Here is a 15,842-nt window from a genome sequence, read left to right as displayed (position 1 = left end):
CCATCCGACCCGGCGTAACGCGAAGTCGTTGACAGCTGGTCAAAATGGCTGGTTGTAACAACCGAATCGGATGTAGATCGCTCGGTAACGGGATGGAGGTCAGCTGGTGGCCCATTGGCCCAGGGTGACATAGTCCGTCTTGCCCGTACCCAGCACCGGAAGCGCCTCAATGGAGCGGATGTCGCGCGGCAGCATGAGCTCGGTCACGCCGTTCGCCCGCGCCCATTCCTGCAAGGCTTTGAGGTCGGGTGCCGCGGCCGTGGTGAACAGCACGAGCTGCTCGCCCTTCTTGGCGTCGGGCTTGGTGACGACGGCATGCTCGGCCTCGGGCCAGACTGCCATGGCATAGCCCTCGACCGCGGGCAGCGAGACCATCTCGCCGCCGATCTTGGCGAAGCGCTTGGCGCGGCCGCGGATCGTGACGAAGCCGGCCGCGTCGATCGTGACGATGTCGCCGGTGTCGTGCCAGCCCTCGGCCGGCGGCTGCAGCACGCCGGGTTCGCTCGCGAGGAAATAGCCGGCCATGACGTTGGGCCCGCGGATGTAGAGCCTTCCGCCCTCTGTAATCCCCGGCACGTCGTCGAGCCGCGCCTCGATTGCGGGCAGCAGCCGGCCGACGGTGCCAGCCTGGTAGTGCATCGGCGTGTTGACCGCGATCACCGGCGCCGCTTCGGTCGCGCCGTAGCCTTCGAGCACGCGCAGCCCGAACTTCTCGGCATAGACGCGCCGGGTCTCGTCGCGCACGCGCTCGGCGCCGGCGAAGATGTAGCGCACCGAATAGAAGTCGTAGCCGTGCGCCATCCGCGCATAGCCCGAGAGGAAGGTGTCGGTGCCGAACAGGATCGTCGCGTTGCAGTCGTAGGCCAGCGCGGGGACGATGCGGTAGTGCAGCGGGCTCGGATAGAGCACCGTGCGGATGCCGTTGAGCAGCGGCAGCAGGGTGCCCCCCGTCAGGCCGAACGAGTGGAACACGGGCAGCGCGTTGAGCACGACGTCGCTGGCGTTGAAATCGATCCGCGCGGCGAGCTGCGCCAGGTTCGACAGCAGGTTGCGGTGGGTCAGCACCACGCCCTTGGGCACGCCTTCGGAGCCCGAAGTGAACAGGATCACCGCGGGCGCATCGGGCGCGATGCCCAGCCTGCGGTGGCGGCCGGGAATCGCCAGCTTGCGGAAGGCGGTCCACAGCTTGGCGCCACTGCCGATGCTCGCGCCGACATCCTCGAGATAGACGATCCGCAAGCCGTCGCTCTCGAGCGCGGCCAGCGTCTCGTGCAGCTTGGCCTGGTCGACGAAGGCGCGCGCGGTGACCACGGTGCGGATCTCGGCCGTGGTGCAGGCCGAGCGCAGGTTGGCGAGGCCGACGGTGAAGTTGAGCATCGCCGCGACGCGGCCCTGCGCCTGGAGCCCGAAGAAGGCGACCGCGACGCCGCTGACATTGGGCAGCAGCAGGCCGACGGCTTCGCCCTGGCGGGTTTCCGCGGCCAGCTTGCCGCCGAGCAGGTGCGCGGCGATCAGCAGGCGGTCGTAGGACAGCGGCTCGCGCTTGACGTCCTCGACCACCAGCGCCTGGCCGCCGTGGACCGCGCGCGCCTCGCAGAGCGCGTCGAACAGCGTGCGGTTCGTGTCGGTCGTGTCGAAGATCATCGCGCTCATCTCGTCGTAGAGACGGCGGCCGGCGATCGCGCGGCGTTCGCGCGCGGACATCTCGCCTTCAATGGCGAAGCGGCGCGGCGGCAGGACGGTCAGCGAGACCTTGGGGAACCAGCGCTGGCGGACCTTGCCCTTGAGATAGGAAGCCGGCGTGTATTGCGGTCCGTCGAGCCGCAGCGGAATGATCGGCGCGTCGGCCTTGTCGGCGACCATGCCGGGGCCGTCGAACACCTTCATCAGCGCGCCGGTCACGGTGATGCGGCCCTCGGGGAAGATCACGAGCGTGCGACCCTCGCGCACGGCCTTGACCATCGCCTTGGCCGCCATCGGATTGGTCGGATCGACGGGGAAGGCCTCGAACAACCCGAGGAACGGCTTGACCCACCAGGCCTTGGCGATCTGCGTGTTGATCGCGAAGGTCGGCTTGCCGGGCAGGAAGGCGCCGAGCAGCACGCCGTCGAGCAGGCTCAGGTGGTTGACCACGACGACCGCGCGCTCGCCGGGCTTGGGCATATGTTCGATGCCGCTCACCTCGACGCGGTAGAGCAGGCGCAGGATCAGCTTGATCGCGGCCTTGAACAAGGTCTCGGGCAACAGCCAGATCGAGACGAAGGCCACCAGCAAGGTCGCGAGGCCCAGCGCGAGGATCAGGCCGGGCACGTCGACGCCCAGCGCCAGCAGGCCGGTGATCGCCAGCACGCAGACCACGGCGACGCCGGCGTTGATGACGTTGTTCGCGGCGATGATCCGCGAGCGTTCCTCGGGCGGGCTCTTGACCTGGAGGATCGCATAGAGCGGGACGATGAACATGCCGCCCGAGAAGGCGACCAGTCCGAGGTCGATCAGGATGCGGATCGCGCCCGGCGTGGCGAGGAACTGCTCGACCGAGGCACCGACGGTGCGGACTTCGAAATGGCTGGTCGAAAAGGCGAGGTCGATCAGGCCCAGCGCCAGCCCCAGCGCCGACACCGGCACGTAGCGCGCCGAAACCTCGCCGCCGAGCAGCTTGTTCACCGCCAGCGAACCGACCGCGATCGTCAGCGAGAAGACCACCAGGAACAGCGTGGCGACCTCCTGCCGCGCCGCAAGCGTGCCGCTGACCAGCGGCGCGAACTCGGAGACGAGCACCGCGCCCGCGGCGAAGAACCAGGAAATGCCCAGGATGCAGAGCCAGACGCCGCCACCGTGGCGCGCCGCGCCCATGATCTCGCACGTGCCGCGCCAGACGTTCCAGTCGATCGGGTGGTCGCCACGGAGGGGTGGCGCCGGCGGGATCGCCAGCGCGGCCAGATAGCCGAGCGCGGCAATGCCCATCGCCGTCAGCCCCGCTTCCCAGGCCGGAATGAACTGCGCGAGCAATTGCCCGCCGAGGATCGCCAGGAAGGTGCCTGCCTCGATCAGGCCGGTGCCGCCGGTGATCTCGTTCGCGCCCAGGTGCTGCGGCAGAATCGAATACTTGACCGGGCCGAACAGCGTCGAGTGCAGCCCCATCAGGAACAGCGCGGTCAGCAGCGCCGGGATCGACTCGAACCAGAAGCCCGCGAGCCCGATCGTCATGATCGCGACTTCGGCGAGCTTGATCCAGCGCACCAGCCGCGCCTTGTCGATGCGATCGGCCAGTTGTCCGGCGAGGGCCGAGAACAGGAAATAGGGCAGCATGAACAGCCCGGTCGCGATCACCGCGAGCATTTCGGCCCGGGCCGGCTCGGCCTTGTAGATCACGAAGTTCGCGAGGAAGAGCATCGCGAACTTGAGCAGGTTGTCGTTGAACGCACCCAGGAACTGGACGACGAACATCGGCGCAAAGCGGCGCTTGGTCAGAAGCGACAGGTCAGGTGCGGACACGATTATTCCCCCATTCGTCTTGGCGAATACCAGAAATTGTTAAAATCATGCCGCGAAGAAGTAGTTCACGAGGTGGAAGAACACCGGTGCGGCAAAGCTGACCGAATCCATCCGGTCGAGCGCGCCGCCGTGGCCCTCGATCATCGTCCCCCAGTCCTTGGCGCCGAGCGAGCGCTTGACGGCCGAGAGCACGAGCCCGCCGGCAAAGCCCGACAGCACGATCACCAGCGCCATGAGCGCGGCCTGCCACGGCGCGAAAGGCGTAATCCACCAGAGCCCGGCGCCGACCGCGGTCGCGGCAAGGCCGCCGCCGATCAGGCCTTCCCAGGTCTTCGCCGGGCTGACACGCGGCGCGACCTTGTGGCGCCCGAACAGCTTGCCGAAGACGTATTGCAGCACGTCGGAAAGCTGGACGACGGTGATCAGGAAGAACAGCAGCAGGAAGTTTTGCCCCGCAAAGCCCGGGATGCGGATGATCAGCAGGGCCGGCGCGTGGCTGATGCAGAACACACAGAGCATCAGCGCCCACTGGATGCGCGCGGTGCGCGCCATGAAGTCCTCGGTCTCGCCCTTGAGCACGGCAAGCACGGGCAGCAGCAGGAAGGCCCAGACCGGGATCAGGATCGCGAACAGGCTCTGCCAGCCAAGCCAGATCAGCCAATACTGGAGCGGGATGAACAGGTAGAAGGCGACCGCGACGGCGCGGTGGTCCTCGGGCCGGGTCGGGGTGATCGAGAGGAATTCGCGCAGGCACCAGAAGCTGGTCAGCGCGAACAGCGCGATGGTCAGCTCTTTGCCGACCACGAAGGCCACGGTGAAGACCGCGACCATTGCCCACCAGGCCTTTATGCGCGCGTTGAGGTTGGTGACGGTCTCGCTCGGCTTGCGGCGCGAGAGGACGAAGCCGACGGCCGAGGCCAGGGCGAGCAGTGCGAAGACGCCGCCGATCAGCAGGATCATCTTGTCGTTCATCACAGGTCTCCCAGCGCGCGGACCGCCTGGCGCGCGCGTTCGAGAAAGAGCGGCTTGGCCTCGTCGTCGGCGAGCGCGATCGGCGCGCCGAAGCTGACGGTGCAGACGATCGGCGCGGGCAGGATCGCGCCTTTCGGATAGGCGCGCGCGAGGTTGGTCAGGTGGACGGGGACGAGCTCGACGTGGCGGTAGTCGCGCGCGAGGTGGTGCAGGCCGCCCTTGAACGGACCCGGCTCGGGCGCCGAGCCACGCGTGCCTTCGGGGAACAGGATCAGCGAATGGCCGCGGTCGAGCGCGGCGCGCAAAGGGGCGAGCGGATCGTGGCGCGCGGTGCGGTCGACCAGCACTGCGTTGAGCACCTTGGTCGCGATATGGCGGCGCACGCGGCCTTTGCCCCAGTAGTCCTGCGCCGCGACGGGATGCGTCGTGGCGCGCAGGTCCTCGGGCAGCGCCGCCCAGAGAATTACCGTGTCGAGGTGGCTCGAGTGGTTGGCGAAGTAGATCCGCTGCGCGGGAGAGGGCGCGCAGCCCTGCCAGCGCGCGTGGCCGCCGACGAGGAAGCGCGTGGCGGCGAGAAGGACTTTGCCGATCATCGCGCGGCCTCGTTCAGCAGGCGCGCCTGGCGCGTGAGCCGGCGGAGGCAGGTCAGCGCCGCGCCGAAGCCGATCGCGCCGAGTACCCAGGGCAGGGCGGGGACGAAGAGGCTCGCCAGGGCGCCCGCGGTCAGCAGCGCCATGCGGTGCTGCTTGGCCATCGGCCCGCGGAAGTCCTGCGGCAGGCCCAGCGAACCGCCGAGCGCGCGGACATAGGCCGTGCCCATCGCGAGCAGGGCTGCGGCCCAGCCGAGCGTCGGCACGCCGGCGCCGTAACCCGCGGCGACGAGCAGGAGCGCGTCCTCGATGCGGTCGGGAAACTCGTTGAACAGCGCGCCGGTCGGCGATTGGCGCCCGCCTTCGACCGCGAGCAGGCCGTCCATCAGGTTGGCGAGCAAGCGCAGCTGGATGAACAGCGCGCCGCCGAGCCAGAGCAGCGGCTGCGTGCCCGCAAAGACGAAGCAGGCCGCGCCCGAAGCGGCGAAGCCGATGCCGGCGACCGATACGGCGTTCGGCGTCAGCGGCGTCTTCAACAGCACCTGTACGAGCCGCTTGGCCCAGCCGGTTTGGCGCGACCGGAGAGGTCTGCGGTTGGCGATCTCAACCATCGTTGTGTCTCCAAGACCGGCTCGAATCGCCGGCCAGGCATGAGATTGCATGATATTGATCACTGTTCAATTAAAATAATAGACAGTGTTCAATTGAAAAGGTAGCGTCCGGTTATGGGTCGAAGATCGGATCACTCCCGTGAGGAGCTGCGCGCGCTGATCGTCGCCGAGGGACATCGGCAGATGGTCGAAGTCGGCTTCGCCAAGTTCTCGGCGCGCGAGGTAGCAAAGGCGATCGGCTATTCGATCGGCACGATCTACAACGTGTTCGGCTCCTACGATCAGCTGATCCTGGCGATCAACGGCGAGACGCTCGATCGCTGGCTCGCCGATCTCGAAGCGCATCTCGAGGGGCGCGAGCAGGACCGGCTGCGCGCGGCGATCGACGCCTATTTCGATTTCGCCTTGGGCCAGCGCAACGCCTGGACCGCGCTCTACGATTTCCGCCTGCCGGAGAACGAGATCATGCCCGAGGACTACCGGATCAAGGTGACCGCGATCACCGAGGTCGTCGTGCGTGAGATCCGTAGCGAACTGCCGCCCAAACACGTCGCGCAGGCTCCCGCGCTAGCGCGCTCGCTGCTCGCGACGGTGCACGGACATTGCTACTTCGCGTTGAATGGGACCTTCGCGCTACTTGGCGAACAGAACCCGCTGGCCGCTGCGCTCGACAGGGTGGACGACGCGCTGGCGCGGTTCAGATCCTGATCAGCCGTACCAGCGGCAGAAGTCGCTGGTCGTGGCCTGACCGAGAAGCGCCCGATAGGCATCGTCATCGACCAGCCCGAATTCCACCACCTCGATCTGATCGAGCGGCACCAGGGCGATCGGGCAGGCGACGGGCACCAGTTGCGAGCCCGTGCCGACCTGCAGGGTCGAGAGCATTCCGAACATTCGCCGTTCGCGCGTGGCCCGGCCCAGCATGACAAGACGGTATTGGCCTTGCTCGCTGGTGACGAGATAGGTGTGCCCGGAGAGGTTGGGCATCGACACGAAACCCGCCTGGGTAAAGGCGCTGTCGGCACGCTCGCTCTCGGCGAAACGCAGGTGGCCGCTCGGCTCGTCCCAATAGATTTCCGTGCGATAGGCATAGACCGCGTCAGGCTGGCTGAAGGCTGGGCGCAAGGTCAGATAGGAGCCTTCGATCCAGCGCACCGCCGGCCGGCTGTAGGACCCCATCCCCTCGGGCGCGAATATCGCCTCAAGCCCTGGCGCCGCAGCCGCTTGCTGGCGCAGCGAGGCGCCGAGCACGTCCTCGATCCGCACCACCGTGGCGAGGGTGAAGGGCCGGGCGCCCGATAGCGCCTTTTCGAGCGTAGAAAGGCTAATCCGCGCCATGTCGGCGAGCGCCTGGCGCGAGATGCGTCGCCGCGCCAGTTCCTCGCGCAGCCGCGTGGCGATGGTCTCGTTCTCGGCGCTGCGCAGTTCGGTCATCGCCAACACCCTAGCCGAAACGCCGGACAAGTCCGCACATTTCCGCACATCGCGTCAAGCGCCTTGCACAGCGCCGTCCGAATGCGCCGCCGCCTGACGAAACTGGCGGACATTTCGCGTGGCTGTCCGGCGGTGCCAATGCCTAGTCGAGAGGCTCCACAGAACGGAGCCAAGCCCATGTTGCTGCATCCCCCCCTTCGCCCCATGTCGCACCGCGAGACCCGCAAGCGCCTGAGTGTCGGCACGATCACCCTGGTCGCGGTCGTGATCTCGTGCCTGGTCTCGACCCACGCCCGCGCGCAGGACGGGCAGGACCCCGCCGCCGGCGGCGCGCTGATGCTCCAGGGCAAGGGCCTCGCCTCGGCGCAGCCCGCGGTACGCCTCGGCACCGACATGGACGTCACCGTCTCGGGCCAAATCCTGCGCGTGCGCGTCACCCAGGCCTTCCGCAACACCAGCGACAAGTGGATGGAGGCGACCTACCTCTATCCGCTGCCCGACGACGGCGCGGTCGATACGCTCAAGATGGTCGTCGGCCAGCGTGTGATCCTCGGAAAGATCAAGCGTCGTCAGGAAGCGCGCGAGATTTACGATCAGGCCAAGGCCGAAGGCCGCAAGGCGGGCCTCGTCGAGAGCGACCGGCCCAACCTGTTCCGCAATTCGGTGGCCAACATCGGCCCGGGCGAGACCGTGCTGATTGCGATCGAGTATCAGGCGCCCGTCCGCCAGCTCGGCGGCGAGTTCGCGATGCGGCTGCCGCTCGTGGTCGGCCCGCGCTACGTGCCGCCGCACAGCCTGACCGACGGTGCCGCAACGGCCGACGCCGCGCGCGTAATCGCGCCGCTTGCCGATCCGGCGCTGGGGCGCTCGCTCAATCCGGTGTCGATCACCGTGCATCTGGCGCCGGGCTTCGTGCCTGCCAACGTCATCAGCCCCTACCACAAGATTTCGGTCGTCGAGGCCGGCCCGGCCGAGCGCACGGTCACCCTCGCCGCGGGTGAGGAGCCGGCTGACCGCGACTTCGAACTGCGCTGGCGCTCGGCCAGCGCCGATCCGACGATCGGCCTGTTCCGCCAGACGCTGGGCAACCAGCAATACGTGATGGCCACGATCACCCCGCAGGCCAAGGTCGAGCCGGGCCAGCTGGCGCCGCGTGAGATGATCTTCGTCATCGACAATTCGGGATCGATGAGCGGAGAATCGATGGCTGCGGCCAAGCAGAGCCTGCTGCACGCGCTCGGCACCCTGCGCCCCGAGGATCGCTTCAACGTGATCCGCTTCGACGACACGATGACCCAGCTGTTCGAGCATTCGACCCTCGCCAGCGCCGAGCAGATCGCCCTCGCGCGGCGCTTCACCGAAGGGCTCGAGGCTGCCGGCGGTACCGAGATGTTGCCCGCGCTCAAGGCCGCGCTGATCGACGATCACCCCGAGGATACGGGCCTGCGCCAGGTCATTTTCCTGACCGACGGCTCGATCTCCAACGAGAAGGAAATGATGGCCGAAATCGCTGCAAAGGCCGGCCGCAGCCGCGTGTTCATGGTCGGCATCGGTTCGGCCCCGAACAACTTCCTCATGCACCGCATGGCCGAGACCGGGCGTGGTACCTACACCAACATCGGCGACGGTGCCGAGGTCATGGCCAGGATGACCGCGCTGCTCAACCGCCTGACCGCCCCGGCGGTGCGCGAGTTGGCGGTGAGAGTCGAAGGTTCGGCGCTGTCGCTGACGCCGGAGCGTCTGCCCGATCTCTACGCCGGCGAGCCGCTGGTGCTGCTGGGCAGGGGTGACCGGATCGAGGGCAGGCTCGTGGTCACCGGCAAGATCGGCGACAAGCCATGGAGTCAGAGCGTCGATCTCGGCCGGTCGGTGGAAAGCCCCTCGGTCGCGCGGCTCTGGGCCAACCGCAAGATCGGCGATGTCGAGGCGCAGCGCTGGTCGGGACAGCTCGAGAGCGAGGCGGCCGATGCGGCGATCGCCGAACTGGGCCTGACCTACGAGATCGTCACTACCCAGACGAGCCTCGTCGCGGTCGACGAGACGCCGGCGCGGCCCGACGGCGCGCGGCTGAAGCAAGAAGAGTTGCCGTTGCTGCTGCCCAAGGGCTGGGATTTCGACGGGTTGCTCGGTCGCGACGCGCCCCTTCCGGCCGCCAGTGCCCCGCCGCCCGAGCAGGAGCAGATGATCAAACTGCCGCAGACCGCCACCGGTTTCCTCGGCGCCATCTATCGTGGACTGACCTTGCTCGGTTTGGGGCTCGTCGGCCTGATGACCCTGCGCCGTCGCCACGTCGTGGAGCTGCGCTCGTGAGCGCGGCAGGCTGGCACCGCGGCGCGCGGGGCGTGATTGCCGCCGCTTCGCTGGCGCTTTGCATCGCGGGTCTCGGTTCCGTGACGCAGGGTGTCGCGGTCCCGGTCCGCGCCGGGCTGGCCCAGGATGGGCTGGCGCGCGAGTTCACGCGCCGGCTCGAGTCCCATCGCACCACACTTGCGACGCAACAGGCGGCGCGCGGGCAGGCGATCCGTCGGATTCGTCCGGTCGGCGCACCCGCTGCGACAGCCCTGGCACTGCCGGCCAGCGGTCCGATCGCGCGGATCACAGTGGCCCGTCTCGGCGTCGAGGAGATCGTCTTGGCCGGCGCGGCGACGCACGAGCAACTCGCACGCGGGCCGGCCGTGCTCAAGCAGGGCGACGCGGCCAGTCCAGTCACCGTTCTCGCTGCACATCGCGACACACATTTCCTTTTTGTCCGCGATCTCCTCGAGGGCGACGAGATCACCCTGCAATATGTCACCGGGACCGAGGAGCGTTATCGCGTCGTGCGATTTGAGACCGTTCGCTGGGATACATTTTCTTACCCGCGCGACCCGGCTCGTCCCCTATTGGCTCTGGCCACCTGTTACCCTTTTGGGGGTGCGGAATACGGCGGGCCGTGGCGCAGGGTTGCATGGGCTGAACGAATCACGTGATTTTGATTGATGTTAGCGCAATCAGCGGCTTCGCAAGCCTTGCCAAGTTGATGAGTCGTGTCGGACCAATTGTGATTCAATCGAACGCTACGTTGCAGAATTGCCAGTATTTGACCCGAACTCGATGAATACATTGGATCGCGGTTGCGCTTGAAAAGAGAATGCGTCAGGTTTCGAGAACGCCGTTCCTGATTTGCCGGCAAAGGCAGGCGGGGATGCGCATTGGGAACAGGATGGGAGTGAGAGGCATGAGAGCATCGATCACGTGCGCCTTGGTGGCGACGACCGCGTTGACCTGGGTAGCACCGGCTATGGCGCAGGACGCGTCGGACAACGGCGCAGGAGCAGGCGACATCATCGTGACCGCCCGTCGTACCGAGGAACGTCTGCAGGACGTGCCGATCTCGATGACGGTGTTCAATCAAGAGCAGGTCACGGCGCGCAATATCGTTTCGGGCAACGACTTGGCCACCTATACGCCCTCGCTCTCGGCCAACTCGCGCTTCGGCGCCGAGACTGCCGCCTTCGCGATCCGCGGCTTCACCCAGGAGAACTTCACCTCGCCTTCGGTCGCGACCTATTTCGCCGACGTGATCGGCCCGCGCGCCAACGGCGGCACGGCCGGCGGCAACGGTGCCGGCGTCGGCCAGTTCTTCGACCTGCAGAACGTGCAGGTGCTCAAGGGGCCGCAGGGTACCTTGTTCGGGCGCAACACCACGGGCGGCGCGGTGCTGATCGTGCCGCAGAAGCCGACCGACGAACTCGGCGGCTATATCGAGGGCTCGATCGGCAACTTCGACATGTATCGGCTCCAGGGCGTGCTCAACGTGCCCCTGGCCGATACTTTCAAGGTCCGCCTGGGCTTCGAACGGCAGAAGCGCGACGGCTTCGTCCGCAACAGGTCGGGCATCGGACCCGCCGACTATGACGACGTCGACTACTGGGCGATCCGCGGCGCGATCGTGGCCGATTTGACGCCCGATCTCGAGAACTACCTGATCGCGCGCTATAGCGAATCGACCACCAACGGCACCTTCGGCAAGATCATCGCCGTCAACGCCGTCGGTTGCGATGCCGGTGTCGACCGCTCGCGCTATCCGCTGCCGGGCTCACCGCAGGTCAACCTGCCCGGACAGACTCTCGCGTCCACCGCCTCGTTCCTCGCGCCGCTCGCTTGTGCCGGCACCGTGGCGCGCCAGCGCGCGCGGGGCGATGGCTTCTGGGACGTGGAATCGGGCAACGCCGATCCCTTCCTCAAGATCAAGCAGTGGGGCGTGACCAACACCACGACGTGGCGCGTCAGCGACACGGTCACCCTGAAGAACATCGCCAGCTACCAGCAGTTCCGCCAGAAGCAGAGCCTGCTGATCGGCAACGACAATTACACTTTCCCGGCCAGCCCGAACCCGGCCTGGACGGGTCTGCCCTTCACCTGGGTCGGCGTCTATCCGGCGCAGGGTCTAGCCAACGTCGAGCAGGCGACCTTTACCGAGGAATTCCAGATTCAGGGCAAGTCGGGCGACGGCCGGCTCGACTACGTTCTGGGTGGCTATTACGAGCGTGCCGATCCGCTGAGCCCGTTCCAGGGTACCTATTCCAACATCAGCTACGTCAACTATTCGCCCGCGCCTGCAGGACTGGGCCTGCCGGCGGGGACATTGCTGCCGTTCCTCGCGACGCTGTCGTGCTCGAACGTCGGCCAATTGCAGTGCACGCCGATCAACACTTTCGGCTCGCCGCAGATTCCCAGCCTGCTGCAGAACTCGCTGACGCGCTACTGGTACGAGAACATCGGCTTCTTCGGCCAGGCGACCTACAAGCTGACCGATCAACTCTCCCTGACCGGTGGCCTTCGCTACACGATCGACAAGACGCGGGCGCAGGGCGGCACGCGCCAGCTCTTCTTCTTCGCGCCCAACCAGTACAATGCGGTTTGCGCCGCGAACAATGCCGTCCCGGCGCCCAGCGGCGAGTCCTGCGTCAGCGCGCTGCCGGCGTCGAGCGCAAGCCAGACGACCAAGAAGCCGACCTGGCTGATCAACCTGGACTACAAGCCGACCGACGACGTCATGCTCTATGCCAAGTATGCGCGCGGCTATCGTCAGGGCAACATCAACGCTTCGAACACGATCCCGCAGGGCTGGGGCCCCGAAAAGGTCGAAAGCTATGAAATCGGCGCGAAGCTCTCGTTCCGCGGCGACTTCAGCGGCTATTTCAACATTGCCGGCTTCTACAACGACTTCAGCGACCAGCAGCTCGCCGCCTCGCTGATTCCCTCGCCGGGGTCGACCGCCTCGCCGGCCCAGGCCATCGTCAACGCCGGCAAGTCGCGCATTCAGGGCTTCGAAATCGATGCCCTGGCCAGCTACTCGGCCTTCAGCCTCGGAGTGGGCTATACCTATCTCGATACCCAGCTGAAGAGCTTCATCCCGGTGAACTTCCCGGGCTATCTGCCGGCAACGCCGAACTCGGACCTCGGCGGGCCGCTGCCGCTCTCGCCCAAGCACAAACTCTCGCTCACACCGTCGATCCGACTGCCGCTCGACGAGAGCGTCGGCAAGGTCACGATCAGCGCGACCTACGTGCACACGTCGAGCCAGGTCACTTCGGCCTCGGCGGTAACGCCGTTCGGCACGGTTCCCGCCTTCGACCTGCTCAACCTCAACCTCGCGTGGAATGGCATTGCCGGCTCGCCGATCGATCTGGCCGCCTTTGTCACCAACGTGACCAACGAGAAATACTACACCTTCCTCGGCGGCGGCTGGCAGTCGACCGGCGTGGAATATGCGAGCCTCGGCATGCCGCGCATGTACGGGCTGCGGCTGAAGTTCCGCTTCGGCGCCATGGCCGACTGATGCTTAGGAGCCTTCGGCCTGCCTGTCGGCAGGTCGAAGGCTCCTAGCTGCAGGTGACGGACCGGTACTCTTCTGGCAGAGCGGTCCGATGTCAGACGAATACGCCCATGGCCGCCGCGACGGTCTACGCCTCGCCTTGGCTGTGCTCGCCGCCGAAGAAGCCAAATGGGCAGCCCTGCTTGGCGGGAGCCGTTCCTGGCGGACCAATGCCACGCGGGAGGTGCGGCACAAGACCCTGCAGGTCGCGCAGACGCGCGTCCAGACCGTGCTGAATCGACTGACTCCCAAGGACGAGGCGGCGATGAGCGCCGAACTCGCTGTGGCGCTCGACAAGATCGGGCTCTGATCACGCCGGACGGGTAACTACGCGCCAAGCTTGGCGATATTGCATCGAATCCGCCATCGATGCGTTGTAGAAGGTACCGGCAGCGCGGGGGTTGGATGTTTCGGTTCCTCGGTAACGACTTGGAAGACATCTTCCCCGGCAGTTCGGAGATGGCGCTGTCCATGCGCGCGCACGATTGGACCGCGACGCCGCTCGGTGATCCGCGATCCTGGCCGGACGGCCTCAAGATTCCGCTGCGCATGCTGCTCACCTCGCGCTTCGAGATGTGGCTGGGCTGGGGCGACGACCTGCATTTCTTCTACAACGACGCCTATATCCCCACGCTTGGGGTCAAGCATCCGCACGCGCTGGGTCGCCCGTTTCAAGAGGTCTGGGCGGAGGTCTACGACGACGTAGCCGATCAGGTCGGGCGTGTGCGTGCCGGAGAGTCGACCTGGAATCAGGCACTGATGCTGTTGCTCGAGCGCAGTGGCTATCAAGAAGAAACCTATCACAGCTTTTCCTACAGCCCGCTCTACGGCACCCAGGGTACGGTTCAGGGCATGCTCTGCGTGGTCAGCGAGGAGACAGAGCGGATCATCGGCGAGCGGCGGCTCGAGACTCTGCGCCAACTCGGAATGGGCTTGGTCGGAACCACCGACAGGGCCCAGGTTCGCCGCGCGGTCTGCGACGTGTTCGGGACGAACCGCCGCGACTTTCCGTTTGCCTTGATCGAACTCGCCCATGGCGAGAGCAGCGAAAGCTTCTCTTGCTGCGACGATGGCGCATCAGGCGCCGACCATGTCTGGCCCGAAGAGCCTCCGTCGTTGCGCGAAGGTGGTCTCGTCCGGCTCGATCCCGCGCATAGTTGGCCGACGGGGGCCTGGTCGATCGCTCCACGCGAGGCGCTGATCCTGCCGGTCCCCGGAACGGGCGATCAGCCGGTATTCGGCAGGCTGTTCCTCGGTCTCAACCCTTATCGTCGCGACGATCCCGATATCGCTGACTTCGGCCGACTGATCGCCGGGCAGATCAGCGGTGCCCTCGCCAATATCGCGGCTTTCGAAGCCGAGCGCCGACGCGCCGACCGCATCTGGGCGCACAGCCGTGACCTCATCGTCGTGGTCGATTCCACCGGCATTTTCCGAGCGGTAAGCCCTTCTTGGGAGACCGTCTTCGGCCACCGCGCCGACGAGGTCGTGGGCCATCCCTTTGCCGATTTCATCATGTCCGACGATCTCGAAAGCAGCACGGCGGCGCTCGCGACGGCCCTGGGTGAGGGCGATCTCACCGGTTACGAGAACCGTTTCCGCACGCGCGACGGCAGCTATCGCTGGGTATCGTGGCACACGGCGATGGAGGATGACCTCGTCTATGCCTATGGCCGGGACGTCACCGAACAGAAGGCTGGTGCGGCGGCGCTGTCGGCGGCCGAGGATGCGCTGCGTCAGGCGCAGAAGATGGAGGCCGTCGGTCAGCTTACCGGCGGGATCGCCCACGATTTCAACAATCTGCTGACCGGAATCGTCGGTTCGCTCGATCTCATGCAGCGCCGCATCGCGCAAGGCCGGTTCGATGGGCTCGAGCGCTATTCGCAGGCTGCGATCGAGTCCGCCCAGCGCGCGGCTGCGCTGACTCAGCGGCTGCTGGCCTTCTCCCGCCGCCAACCGCTCGATCCGCGTCTCGTCGAACCCGCGATGCTCATCGGCGGGATGACCGATCTGATCCATCAGTCGCTCGGCGAAGCCGTCAGCCTCGAACTGCGCTGCGACGACGAGGCGCTCGTTACCAAGTGCGATCCCAATCAGCTCGAGAACGCCGTGCTGAATCTGGTGATCAACGCGCGCGACGCGATGCCGCACGGGGGCAAGCTCGTCATCGAGACCGGGCTCCATGCGGTCGTCTCGGCGCAAGTCGCGCACGGCCAGTTCGCGCAGCCGGGAACCTATGTCGCGGTCACGGTGCGCGACGACGGCTGCGGCATGGCACCGGGCACGATCGAGAAAGTGTTCGAACCGTTCTTCACGACCAAACCCATCGGTTCGGGCACGGGCCTGGGTCTATCGATGGTCTATGGCTTCGCGCACCAGTCCGATGGGTTCGTCGAGATCGAAAGTGCGGTCGGCCGGGGCACGACGGTTCGCCTCTGCCTGCCCTGGGCCGAGGGCGATCTCGCGCCCGAATTGGTGCCGAGCCTGAAGCCGGAGGTGGTCCAGGCCGATCAGCAGCGCACGATCCTGGTGGTGGAGGACGAGCCGGCGGTGCGCATGCTGCTGGTCGACGTTCTCGAAGAGGCCGGGCACCGCGTGCTAGAGGCAGACAACGGCGCGGCAGGGCTGGAAATCCTGCGCGGCGGCGAGGCGATCGACCTGCTGATCACCGACGTCGGCCTGCCGGGGTTGAACGGAAGACAACTCGCCGATGCCGGGCGCGCGCTCGACGCCTCGCTCAAGATCATTTTCGTTACCGGCTATGCCCATGCGGCGACGGGCGACGACGACTGGCTTTCGCCGGGCATGCAGATCGTCACCAAGCCCTTCGACATTCAGGGCTTTCCCAAGCGCGTCGAGGAAATCCTCGACGAGACGTGA

11 protein-coding genes are annotated in these 15,842 nt (G+C 66.5%); 6 read left to right on the top strand and 5 right to left on the bottom strand.

Going from position 1 to position 15,842, the window contains the following annotated elements:
* Positions 1–99 precede the first annotated feature (99 nt).
* The 4 genes from WG901_RS20180 to WG901_RS20165 are packed head-to-tail and all read right to left on the bottom strand — an operon-like array spanning position 100 to position 5,668.
* Positions 100–3,495 (bottom strand): acyl-[ACP]--phospholipid O-acyltransferase, encoded by a 3,396-nt coding sequence (locus WG901_RS20180; protein WP_339588926.1) that lies wholly within the window; start codon positions 3,493–3,495, stop codon positions 100–102.
* A 45-nt stretch (positions 3,496–3,540) separates the two neighbouring features.
* The gene (locus tag WG901_RS20175) at positions 3,541–4,467 is read right to left on the bottom strand and encodes a phosphatidate cytidylyltransferase (RefSeq protein ID WP_339588925.1); all 927 of its coding nucleotides are present in this window, start codon (positions 4,465–4,467) and stop codon (positions 3,541–3,543) included.
* Positions 4,467–5,060 carry a lysophospholipid acyltransferase family protein gene (locus WG901_RS20170; protein WP_339588924.1) on the bottom strand — a complete coding sequence of 198 codons (594 nt, stop codon included), beginning with the start codon at positions 5,058–5,060 and terminating at the stop codon, positions 4,467–4,469. The genes WG901_RS20175 and WG901_RS20170 overlap by 1 nt, the downstream gene beginning before the upstream one ends.
* Positions 5,057–5,668, bottom strand: coding sequence for a CDP-alcohol phosphatidyltransferase family protein (locus WG901_RS20165; protein WP_339588923.1), 612 nt, complete (start codon positions 5,666–5,668; stop codon positions 5,057–5,059). The genes WG901_RS20170 and WG901_RS20165 overlap by 4 nt, the downstream gene beginning before the upstream one ends.
* 114 nt (positions 5,669–5,782) lie before the next feature.
* Between WG901_RS20165 and WG901_RS20160 the strand changes: the two genes are divergently transcribed.
* Positions 5,783–6,376: a TetR/AcrR family transcriptional regulator gene (locus WG901_RS20160; RefSeq protein ID WP_339588922.1), complete on the top strand. Its 594-nt coding sequence runs from the start codon at positions 5,783–5,785 to the stop codon at positions 6,374–6,376.
* On the opposite strand, the gene WG901_RS20155 is transcribed toward WG901_RS20160, so the two are convergent.
* On the bottom strand, positions 6,377–7,102 hold the full coding sequence (locus WG901_RS20155; protein ID WP_339588921.1) for a helix-turn-helix domain-containing protein: 726 nt from the start codon (positions 7,100–7,102) through the stop codon (positions 6,377–6,379). It abuts the gene before it with no gap.
* A 177-nt stretch (positions 7,103–7,279) separates the two neighbouring features.
* On the opposite strand from WG901_RS20155, the gene WG901_RS20150 reads away from it, so the two are divergent.
* The 5 genes from WG901_RS20150 to WG901_RS20130 all read left to right on the top strand — a co-directional run bounded on the left by WG901_RS20150 (position 7,280) and on the right by WG901_RS20130 (position 15,842).
* Positions 7,280–9,412 carry a marine proteobacterial sortase target protein gene (locus tag WG901_RS20150; RefSeq protein ID WP_339588920.1) on the top strand — a complete coding sequence of 711 codons (2,133 nt, stop codon included), beginning with the start codon at positions 7,280–7,282 and terminating at the stop codon, positions 9,410–9,412.
* On the top strand, positions 9,409–10,071 hold the full coding sequence (locus WG901_RS20145; protein ID WP_339588919.1) for a class D sortase: 663 nt from the start codon (positions 9,409–9,411) through the stop codon (positions 10,069–10,071). The genes WG901_RS20150 and WG901_RS20145 overlap by 4 nt, the downstream gene beginning before the upstream one ends.
* 248 nt (positions 10,072–10,319) lie before the next feature.
* Positions 10,320–12,926, top strand: coding sequence for a TonB-dependent receptor (locus WG901_RS20140; protein WP_339588918.1), 2,607 nt, complete (start codon positions 10,320–10,322; stop codon positions 12,924–12,926).
* 88 nt (positions 12,927–13,014) lie between these two features.
* Positions 13,015–13,272, top strand: coding sequence for a hypothetical protein (locus WG901_RS20135; protein ID WP_339588917.1), 258 nt, complete (start codon positions 13,015–13,017; stop codon positions 13,270–13,272).
* Between the two features lie 95 nt (positions 13,273–13,367).
* Positions 13,368–15,842 (top strand): PAS domain S-box protein, encoded by a 2,475-nt coding sequence (locus tag WG901_RS20130; protein WP_339588916.1) that lies wholly within the window; start codon positions 13,368–13,370, stop codon positions 15,840–15,842.

This window comes from Novosphingobium anseongense, assembly GCF_037482895.1.
Taxonomy (GTDB): Bacteria; Pseudomonadota; Alphaproteobacteria; order Sphingomonadales; family Sphingomonadaceae; genus Novosphingobium; species Novosphingobium anseongense.
This window is presented reverse-complemented; position numbering and strand designations above follow the sequence as displayed.